General features: G+C 70.7%; 9 protein-coding genes. 2 read left to right on the top strand and 7 right to left on the bottom strand.

What is annotated here, in order from left to right; translation table 11 throughout:
• Positions 1 to 530 (bottom strand): LCP family protein (locus ACFC96_RS45175; protein ID WP_376618537.1); only part of this gene is annotated, 530 nt, incomplete at its 3' end.
• A 253-nt stretch (positions 531 to 783) separates the two neighbouring features.
• Positions 784 to 1,281 (bottom strand): transglycosylase SLT domain-containing protein, encoded by a 498-nt coding sequence (locus tag ACFC96_RS45170; protein ID WP_376618535.1) that lies wholly within the window; start codon positions 1,279 to 1,281, stop codon positions 784 to 786.
• Positions 1,282 to 1,689: 408 nt separating this feature from the next.
• Between ACFC96_RS45170 and ACFC96_RS45165 the strand changes: the two genes are divergently transcribed.
• Together ACFC96_RS45165 and ACFC96_RS45160 are read left to right on the top strand one after the other, a co-directional pair.
• Positions 1,690 to 2,571, top strand: coding sequence for an MBL fold metallo-hydrolase (locus ACFC96_RS45165; RefSeq protein ID WP_376618534.1), 882 nt, complete (start codon positions 1,690 to 1,692; stop codon positions 2,569 to 2,571).
• Between the two features lie 113 nt (positions 2,572 to 2,684).
• On the top strand, positions 2,685 to 3,908 hold the full coding sequence (locus tag ACFC96_RS45160) for a cytochrome P450 (RefSeq protein WP_376252555.1): 1,224 nt from the start codon (positions 2,685 to 2,687) through the stop codon (positions 3,906 to 3,908).
• Between the two features lie 57 nt (positions 3,909 to 3,965).
• On the opposite strand, the gene ACFC96_RS45155 is transcribed toward ACFC96_RS45160, so the two are convergent.
• The 5 genes from ACFC96_RS45155 to ACFC96_RS45135 form a co-directional block, all read right to left on the bottom strand.
• Positions 3,966 to 5,210, bottom strand: a complete 1,245-nt coding sequence (locus ACFC96_RS45155; protein WP_376618532.1) for a cytochrome P450 — start codon at positions 5,208 to 5,210, stop codon at positions 3,966 to 3,968.
• Entirely contained in the window at positions 5,207 to 5,821 is a 615-nt protein-coding gene (locus ACFC96_RS45150) for an ATP/GTP-binding protein (protein WP_376252560.1), read from the bottom strand. Before ACFC96_RS45150 ends, ACFC96_RS45155 begins: the two co-directional genes overlap by 4 nt.
• Positions 5,802 to 6,161 (bottom strand): DUF742 domain-containing protein, encoded by a 360-nt coding sequence (locus ACFC96_RS45145; protein WP_376252563.1) that lies wholly within the window; start codon positions 6,159 to 6,161, stop codon positions 5,802 to 5,804. The genes ACFC96_RS45150 and ACFC96_RS45145 overlap by 20 nt, the downstream gene beginning before the upstream one ends.
• Positions 6,158 to 6,577 (bottom strand): roadblock/LC7 domain-containing protein, encoded by a 420-nt coding sequence (locus tag ACFC96_RS45140; RefSeq protein WP_376252565.1) that lies wholly within the window; start codon positions 6,575 to 6,577, stop codon positions 6,158 to 6,160. Before ACFC96_RS45140 ends, ACFC96_RS45145 begins: the two co-directional genes overlap by 4 nt.
• A 116-nt stretch (positions 6,578 to 6,693) precedes the next feature.
• Entirely contained in the window at positions 6,694 to 8,424 is a 1,731-nt protein-coding gene (locus ACFC96_RS45135; RefSeq protein ID WP_376618530.1) for an ATP-binding protein, read from the bottom strand.
• Positions 8,425 to 8,841: the final 417 nt, after the last annotated feature.

Genomic DNA, 8,841 nt, shown 5'->3' with positions numbered 1-8,841 from the left:
TTGACGGTGCAGGCGGGGCCGCCCGCCTGGTAGGCGGCGTTGAACATCGACTGGTGCTCGCCCGGTGCCGTGCCGCCCGAGGGTTTCGCGCACGGCGGCCGGTCGACCATCGTGTCGCGGGGGATGCTGACGACGGAGGCGGTTCGGTGGCTCTTGTCGATGTGCAGCACCATCGCCGTGTCCGAGCGGGCGCCGGTGACGCCACGGCCGTACCGGCCGTGGGTGCCGGCACGCGAGTCGGAGCCCAGGAGCAGGATGTTCATCGCCCCGTCGTGGCCCGCGTGCGGGCGGCTGTTGCCCAGGGCGGCGTCGATGTCGGTGCCCTTGAGGTTCCCGTTCAGGTGCGACCAGGCGTAGGCCAGGCCGCCGCCACCGACCAGGACGGCGCCGAGCGCGGTGCAGGCGATCACGCGCAGCCGCTTCCTGCGTGATCTGCCTCGTGAGCGGTGCAGGTGCGCGGACCCGTAGTCGGGCTGATCAAGGACGCCGGCCGAGGACGTGTGCCCTTCGTCTCCGCTGTGATGCTCCATGGACGCTGCCCTCCGTTCGAGGGGGGAGATGTGCCGTGGTGCAGATGTGCCGTGCCTCGGCGGGGATCTGCCGTGGCGGAGCTGCGCTTTGGCGGGATGTGCCGTGGCGGAGCTGCGCCGTGTGGCGGGATGTGCCGTGGCGGAGCTGTGCCTTGGTGGGGCTGTGCTGCGATGCGGTGCAGCTGTGCCGTGGTGGGGCTGTGCTGTGGCGGGGCTGTGCCGTGGGTCGGTCACGGCACGGTCATGGTGCGGCTCAGTACGCGGAGTTGACGTTGTCGATGGAGCCGTAACGGTGGGCGGCGTAGTTGGCGGCCGCGGTGATGTTGGCGACCGGGTCGGTCAGGCTCTGGGCGGTACCGGCGACGTGGTAGGCGTCGAACGTCGGCTGGATCACCTGGAGCAGGCCCTTGGACGGGGTGCCGTTGACCGCGTTGACGTCGTAGCCGTTCACGGCGTTCGGGTTGCCCGAGGACTCACGCATGATGTTGCGGTGCAGACCCTCGTAGGAGCCGGGGATGCCCTTGGCCTTCATGATCTTCAGGGCCTCGTTGATCCACCCGTCGACATTGCCCCCGTCGGCCTTCACCGAGGAAGCGGCCTTCGGCGCCGCGGCGGGCTCGGCGGCCTGCGCGGGCGACGGGGCGAACGTCAGCGCTGCACCCGCCAGACCGGCAGCGGCCAGGACCGTGACGGTGGCGCGCTTGAAACGGGTGGGACGGGCGGCAGCGGTGATCGGGGCGGAGAAGGTCATACGGGATTACCTCTTCATGCTCGGGGACATCGTGCGGCGCCGGCCTGTGTCGGTGGCACCCAGGGGCGGAGTCGGGATCCGCATCGTGACCCGGGGGTGTGGAGCGAGCTGCTCGCTCGTGCTCCGACCCGCTCTCCGGGACGACAGCCATAGTTAGCGACGACCGACAGGCGACGCAAGGATGTGACGTACTACCCCACTACGGAGGAATGTCCGAAATGACCGAAAGGGGTGCCTTCTTTACGCCCCGGAACGGCCCCACCGGCCACTATCACCCCTAGTATGTGATCTGGCCCCTATGGGGCGCCTCACAGACCCGACCCCCGCCGTGTTACCCAGGTCATGCGTCCAGCCCGCTGCGGAGGCCAGGGCGACGCACGCACAGGGCGACTCTCTTGAGGAGGCGGAATGGGTGGAGCGACGCGGCAGGTCGACTTCGTGACCGAGGGGCCCGTGCCCCACGCGCTGGACGTGCGCTGGATCCATGGATCGGAGTCGGCGAAGCACAACACCGACCCGGACATCCAGGTGCACCCCTATGACGAGCACACGGTCGTCCTGCGCCAGAACAAGGCCGTGCATTACGAGGCGCCCTTCCTGTTTCTCCTGTTCGGCAACGCGCGCGCCGTACTCATCGACACGGGAGCCACCGCGTCCGCGCGGTACTTTCCCCTGCGCCGGGTCGTCGACGGGCTCATCGAGGACTGGCTGGCCGGGCACCCCAGGGACACCTACGAACTTCTCGTCCTGCACACGCACGCCCACGGGGACCATGTCGCGGGAGACGTCCAGTTCGCCGACCGGCCCCACACACGCGTGGTCGGAGCGGATCGCGACCGGGCCTGGGAGTTCTTCGGGTTCGCGGACGACCCGGGGCGAGTGGCCCGGGTCGACCTGGGCGGCCGTGTGCTGGAGTGCCTGGCCACACCCGGCCACCATGTGGCGGCTGTCACGTACTACGACCCGCACACCGGGTTCCTGCTCACCGGTGACACGGTCTATCCCGGGCGGCTGTACGTCGAGGACTGGGCGGCGTTCACCCGGTCCGTCGACCGCATGATCGAGTTCGCCGGCACCCGTACGGTCACCCATGTGCTGGGCTGCCACATCGAGATGAGCGGCACGCCGGGCGTCGACCACCCGGTCCTGACGACCTATCAGCCGGACGAGCCGCCACTGGAGATGACGGTCGGGCAACTGCGGGACATCCGCCGGGCGATCGCGGAGATCGGTGACCGGACCGGCCGCCACGTCTTCCCCGACTTCGTCATCTGCCGTTCGGAAGGCTGAGTGCTGCGACCTACCACGCGGGCGATCTCCGGTAATCCGTGAGGGGGTCTGTCTCCGCCGACGGATGATCAATAACCTGGTGGGCGTTGCCTGTTACTGACCGAGGGAGCTTCATGTCCACCGCACAGGTCCCCGACATACTGTCGCCGGAGTTCGCCGAGAATCCGTACCCGGCCTACGCGGCCATGCGTGAGCACGCTCCGCTCATCTGGCACGAGGCCACGCAGAGTTACGTCATCTCGCGGTACGCCGATGTCGAGCGCGTCTTCAAGGACAAGGAGTCGCAGTTCACGACGGACAACTACAACTGGCAGATCGAGCCGGTGCACGGCAAGACGATCCTCCAGCTCAGCGGGCGTGAGCACGCCGTGCGCCGCGCCCTCGTCGCACCGGCGTTCCGCGGGAGCGACCTCCAGGAGAAGTTCCTGCCGGTCATCGAGCGCAACTCCCGCGAACTGATCGACACGTTCCGCGCCACCGGCTCGGTCGACCTCGTGGGCGCGTACGCCACCCGCTTCCCCGTCAATGTCATCGCCGACATGCTGGGCCTCGACAAGGCGGACCACGCGCGCTTCCACGGCTGGTACACCACCGTCATCGCGTTCCTCGGCAACCTGTCCGGGGACAAGGACGTCGCGGCGGCCGGTGAGCGCACCCGCGTCGAGTTCGCCGAGTACATGATCCCGATCATCCGGCAGCGCCGGGACAACCTCGGCGACGACCTGCTCTCCTCGCTCTGCGCCGCCGAGGTCGACGGCGTCCGTATGAGCGACGAGGACATCAAGGCGTTCTGCAGCCTGCTCCTCGCGGCCGGCGGCGAGACCACCGACAAGGCCATCGCCAGCATCTTCGCCAACCTGCTCACCCACCCCGAGCAGCTCGACGCCGTCCGCAAGGACCGCTCGCTGATCGCCCGCGCCTTCGCCGAGACGCTGCGCTACACCCCGCCCGTCCACATGATCATGCGTCAGTCGGCGACCGACGTGGAGGTGAGCGGCGGCACGATCCCCGCGGGAGCGACCGTCACCTGTCTGATCGGCGCCGCCAACCGCGACGCGGACCGCTACGCGGATCCCGACCGCTTCGACATCTTCCGCGAGGACCTCACCGCCACGAACGCGTTCTCGGCGGCGGCCGACCATCTGTCCTTCGCGCTCGGCCGGCACTTCTGCGTCGGCGCGCTGCTCGCCAAGGCCGAGGTCGAGATCGGCGTCGGCCAGCTCCTCGACGCGATGCCGGACGTGCGGCTCGCCGACGGATTCGACCCGGTGGAACAAGGCGTGTTCACCCGAGGCCCGCAGTCCCTGCCGGTGCGGTTCACCCCCGTCACCGCGTGAACCACACGGCCGGGACCGGCAGTTGACCGGTCCCGGCCGCGCCGGTGTCCGTAGGTGTCAGTGCGACACGGGAGTGAACTGCACCGGCAGCGCGGTCAGCCCGCGCATCCAGATCGACGGGCGCCAGGTCAGTTCCTGCGGCTCCACGGCGAGCACCAGGTCGGGGAGCCGCTCGAGCAGCGTCTCCACCGCCGTACGGGCGATGACGTCCGCGAGGAGCGGGGCCGGATACGGGCAGCGGTGCTCGCCGTTGCTGAACGACAGATGGGCCGAGTTCTCCGCGCCCACCTGCGACTCGGGCCAGATCTGCGGATCGGTGTTGGCCGCCGCGAGGCCGAGCACCAGACAGTCGCCCGCCCTGATCTGCCGTCCGCCCAGCTGCGTGTCGCGCACCGCCCACCGGCCGATGAAGTTCTGCGTGGGGGTGTCCAGCCACAGCACCTCGTTCAGCGCCTGACCGACACTGAGCCGCCCGCCGGAGACGTTCAGCGCGAACCGCTCGTCGGTCAGCAGCAGACGCAGCGTGTTGCAGATCCAGTTGGCCGTCGGCTGCTGCGCCGCCGCGATGACGGAGATCAGGTCCTGGACGACCTCCTCGTCGGTGAGGCCCGCCGGGTGTGCCAGCATCCGTGACGTGACGTCAGGGCCCGGTGACTCCCGCTTCTCCTCGACCAGTTGCTGGATGCGCGCGCCCACCCGGCCGTACGCGGCCACCGGGTCGTCGCCCTCCGCGGCGTCCAGGGAGATCCGCAGATCGTCCACCAGTTGCTCGGTGTCGGTGCTGCCCGCGGGCATCCCGCAGAACTGCACCGCCGCCCGCATCGGCAGAGCGTGCGCGAAGGCGGCCATCAGCTCGGCCCGGCCGCTGCCGGCGAACGTGTCGATGAGCTGGTCGGCGATGCGCTCGCAGTCGCGGGCGAGTTCGAACTGGTCGACCGCTTCGAGGGCCTGGGTGATGACGCCCGCGCGCCGCTGGTGCTCGGCGCCCTCCGTGAACAGGACCGACGGCTGGTAGCCGACGAACGGCATCAGCGGCCAGTCGGCCGGGATGTGCTCCCACTGGTTCCAGCGGCGCGAGTCCCGGGCGAACAGCTCGTCATGGCTGGTGACATACGTGACCTCGGGATAGCCGAGGACCAGCCACGCCGGGATGTCCCCGTCGAGCAGGACGGGCGCGATCGCGCCGTGCTCCTTGCGCAGCGACCGGTACAGCTCCGAAGGGGTCTGCTGGTACTCCAGGCCGCTGAGGGCCACCGCGCCGGCGTGGGCGGGGCAGCCGGGCGGCGGGGTCACGTCGGTCATGGTGTCTTCTCCCGGGCCATGGCCAGTTCGTAGAGGTGGTCGACGAGGGTGATCAGGACGTGCTTGCCCGACGACCTGACGCGCGCGTCACAGTCGATCAGCGGCACGTGCTCGGGCAGCGTCAGCGCCTGGCGGATCTCGTCGAGGGAGAACCGGGTGCCGTCGCCGTCGAACCGGTTCACGGCGACCACGAACGGCGTTCGGTGGTGCTCCAGGCGGTCGATGGCGTACCAGGAGTCACTCATCCGCCGCGTGTCGACGAGCACGACCGCGCCGAGCGTCCCCGAGAACAACCGGTCCCACAGGAACCAGAAGCGCTCCTGCCCGGGGGCGCCGAACAGATAGAGCACCATCCGCTGGGTGAGGCTGATCCGCCCGAAGTCGAACGCCACCGTCGTCGTGGTCTTCGAGGAGACCGCGGCGGGCTCGTCGACGCCGACGCCCGCCTGCGTCATGACCTCTTCGGTGTTCAGCGGCCGGATCTCGCTGACGGACCGGACCAGGGTCGTCTTGCCGACCCCGAACCCGCCCACGATGACGATCTTGAGCCCGGTCTCGGCGACGTCGGCAAGCGGCGTACGGGAGGGCAGCTCAGAGGTTGCGGAGTCCATGCAGCACCTCCTTGAGAAGGGCGGAGTCGGGGAGCGAGGCGACGGACCGCGCCGCGCGGGGATGCCGGGCGGTGATGCGGCCGGTGGCGAGGAGATCGCCGAGCAGGATGCGCACCACCGTGATCGGCAGCTTCATCTCGGCCGCGATCTCGACCACGGCCGCCGGATGCCGGCACATGTCGAGGATGCGGACCTGTTCCGACTGCATCCCCGGTGTGGGCTCGCACTCGGCGACGACCAGGGTGACCAGATCGAAGGTGTCGTCGTCGGCCCGGCTGCGGCCACCCGTGACCGTGTACAGCCGGTCCGGGTCACCGGTGTCGACGGGCCGGCGCGTCATGAGGACGCGCTCTCTCCGTCGCCTGTCCGTGGCTCGGCCCGCAGGTGCTCGCCGATCTGCTCGACGAGCTCGCTCATCTGGTGGCCGACCACGCCCGGGTCGGCGCCGTCCTCGGCGATCACCGCCAGATGCGCGCCCTGGCCCGCCTCGACGATGAACAGCAGACCGCCGTGGAACTCGGTCATCGAGTGCCGTACACCGCCCGTCCCGTCACCGAACTCCACCGAGGCGCCCTGGGCGAGTGCCTGGATGCCGGAGCAGATGGCCGCGAGCTGGTCGGCCTGGTCGAGGGTCAGGTGCTCGCTCCAGCACAGCTTCAGACCGTCCCGGGAGAGCACCAGGGCGTGGCGCGTGCCGGGCGTGCGGTCCAGCAGGCTCTCCAGGAGCCAGGTCAGGCTGTTGTCAGTGGTCCGCATGGCGTGTGGGGCGGGTTGTGCCCGGCGAGCCGGTCACCAGCCCGTGCCTCCAATCAATCGTTCTCGTACGGGGGATGGGGCGCCGGTGCCCGGGCGCGTGCGGGGAGCGGGGCGGGCTACTCGGCCGGTGACTCGTCGGCCTGGTGGGGTACCTCGGGCGACGTGCCGGGCGTCTCGTCGCGGGCGCGCCGCGAGCGGTGGAAGGCGCCGAACTGCGCACCGGCGTCGCGCGGCGCACGCACGGACTCGTCCGTGGGCGTGCCGCCTTCGGAGGGGGCACGGTCCTTGCGGTCGCGTTCGGCCGAGGCCATGGTGCGTCCCGGTGCCCGTACCGGCAGGCCGCCCGGCGTCGCGGACGGTGGGTCGGCCTGGGCGGGAATCCCGGGCGTGGTGTCGTCGGACGGCTGCGGCGCGGGGTCCGGCGCCGTCACAGGCGAAGCAGATGCGGCAGGTGCGGCGGGGGCGGCGCGGCGGACCGGGGGCTGCTGCGGGGCGGGATCGCGCTGCTGGGCGAGCAGTTGCGGCGGAAGGAGGACCACGACACCCGTGCCGCCGCGGGAGGACGGCCGGAAGTTCACGCTGATGCGGTACTTGGCGGCGAGGCGGCCGACCACGGCGAGGCCGAGCCGCGTGCCCTGGAGCGAGGCCAGGTCCGTCTCGCGGCCCGACACCGCCGCCTCGGCCCGGCGCATGGCCGCGTCGGCCATCTTCAGGCCGCTGTCCTCGATCGTCACGACGATCCCGGCGCTGCGTTCCTCGACGTAGACGTGGACCTCGTCGATGGGCGGCGAGAAGTTCGCGGCGTTGTCCATCAGTTCGGCCAGGAGGTGCATGACGCCCTCGGCGGCGAAGCCGGCGATCGCGGCGTGCGTGGCGCAGTGGAGCCTGACCCGCTGGTATGCGGCGATCCGGCCGACCGCGCCGCGCAGGATGCTCTCCATGACGATCGGCTTGTTCCACGCGCGGCTGGCGCGGCCGCCCATGAGGAGGGCCAGCCGGTCGGTGAGCAGGCCGAGTTGGGACGTGTTGTGGTCGAGCCGGAGCAGATCGCCGAAGACCTCTTCGCCGTGCCGGTCCTGCATCTCGCGCAGATCGGCGAGCATGCTGACCGACTTGGCCTGTACCCGGCTGAGGGCCTTGGCGCTGGCGGCCTGGGCGGCCGCTGCCCGCCGCTCGCTGGTGGCGAGTTCCCGTACGAAGGACTCCGTCAGGGTGCGCAGGTGCGCGTCGTCCGGGTGATCGAGGCCCGAGAGGACCGCGTCGGCGGTGGAGCCCTCGCGCAGCGCAGCGACGGCGGCCGGCAGGGTCGCGGTGGCCAGCTCGTCCAGGTCGCGGTCGGTGCGGGCGATCCGGTGGGCCGTGTCCTGAGCGGCGGCCACCGCGGACTCCTCGCGCCGTACGGCGTCGTCGAGTTCGGCGGTGAACGCCTCGAGCGTCTGGCGCAGTTGACGGTCCGCGGGCGGCGCGGTCGCGGCGAGTGCCTCCTCGGAGTCCGCGCCGTCCCGCAGTCGCTTCGACACGGAGGGCAGCGTGACGTTCACGAGATGGGCGGCCTCGGCGCCGCGCTGCGTCAACTGCTGCTGGAGCGCGAGCGATTCGTCCTGCGCGGCGTTTACGGCACCTCGGGCGCGCTGCTGGAGCAGAGCGGCAGTCAGGAGAGAGGCGGCCACGCAGAGCCAGCTGACCAGAAGCGCTACCAGCACCCAGGTGCGGGCGGCCTGCGGAGCCGCGGCGGTCACCGCACCGACTGCCGCTCCGGCCACCACGAGGACGGCGAGGGGGACGGCGAGCGTGGAGCGCCGCGGCGTGGGTGTTCGGCGCGGCCTCGGGCTGGCAGGCACTGGCATTCCGCGGTCCCATCGGTGCTTGCGTGCGGGAAGGGCGTGGCCGATCGGCTCTGGTCGGCCGCACGGCCGGTCCCACCAACGGGATGGTGATCTTCCGGCACGTATGTGGCGCTCATGCTAGCCACCGCACGTGGTGAGAGAACCGGGACAATGAGCGCAGAGCGCCCGGCGGCGAAGTTCGTCGCGAAGTCGCCAGCCTGTCAGGGGATCGTGGTAACGACGACCGCCGCCATGGGTACGTCAAATAGGGACAGGTGTACGGGTGTGGGGTGCGAGCGGGCTCGGGCCGGGGAGCGCTCGCCGGTGCGTCGGCCGGTGAACGACCTCTCTGAGTGGCTGTCGCGTTACCGTCGGGGGGCTATTTTCAGCCAACCCCGGCCGGATCCGCGGCGCTGCGTCATCGACGGGGAGCCTCGG

The sequence above is a fragment of the Streptomyces sp. NPDC055955 genome (genome assembly GCF_042270245.1).
Classification (GTDB): Bacteria; Actinomycetota; Actinomycetes; order Streptomycetales; family Streptomycetaceae; genus Streptomyces.
This window is presented reverse-complemented; position numbering and strand designations above follow the sequence as displayed.

What these genes read in the sequence shown, in the direction of transcription:
- ACFC96_RS45150 (WP_376252560.1), bottom strand. Translation starts at nt 5,821, where the DNA reads ATGGACTCCGCAACCTCTGAGCTGCCCTCCCGTACGCCGCTTGCCGAC.
- ACFC96_RS45170 (WP_376618535.1), bottom strand. Translation starts at nt 1,281, where the DNA reads ATGACCTTCTCCGCCCCGATCACCGCTGCCGCCCGTCCCACCCGTTTC.
- ACFC96_RS45155 (WP_376618532.1), bottom strand. Translation starts at nt 5,210, where the DNA reads ATGACCGACGTGACCCCGCCGCCCGGCTGCCCCGCCCACGCCGGCGCG.
- ACFC96_RS45140 (WP_376252565.1), bottom strand. Translation starts at nt 6,577, where the DNA reads ATGCGGACCACTGACAACAGCCTGACCTGGCTCCTGGAGAGCCTGCTG.
- ACFC96_RS45160 (WP_376252555.1), top strand. Translation starts at nt 2,685, where the DNA reads ATGTCCACCGCACAGGTCCCCGACATACTGTCGCCGGAGTTCGCCGAG.
- ACFC96_RS45145 (WP_376252563.1), bottom strand. Translation starts at nt 6,161, where the DNA reads ATGACGCGCCGGCCCGTCGACACCGGTGACCCGGACCGGCTGTACACG.
- ACFC96_RS45135 (WP_376618530.1), bottom strand. Translation starts at nt 8,424, where the DNA reads ATGCCAGTGCCTGCCAGCCCGAGGCCGCGCCGAACACCCACGCCGCGG.
- ACFC96_RS45165 (WP_376618534.1), top strand. Translation starts at nt 1,690, where the DNA reads ATGGGTGGAGCGACGCGGCAGGTCGACTTCGTGACCGAGGGGCCCGTG.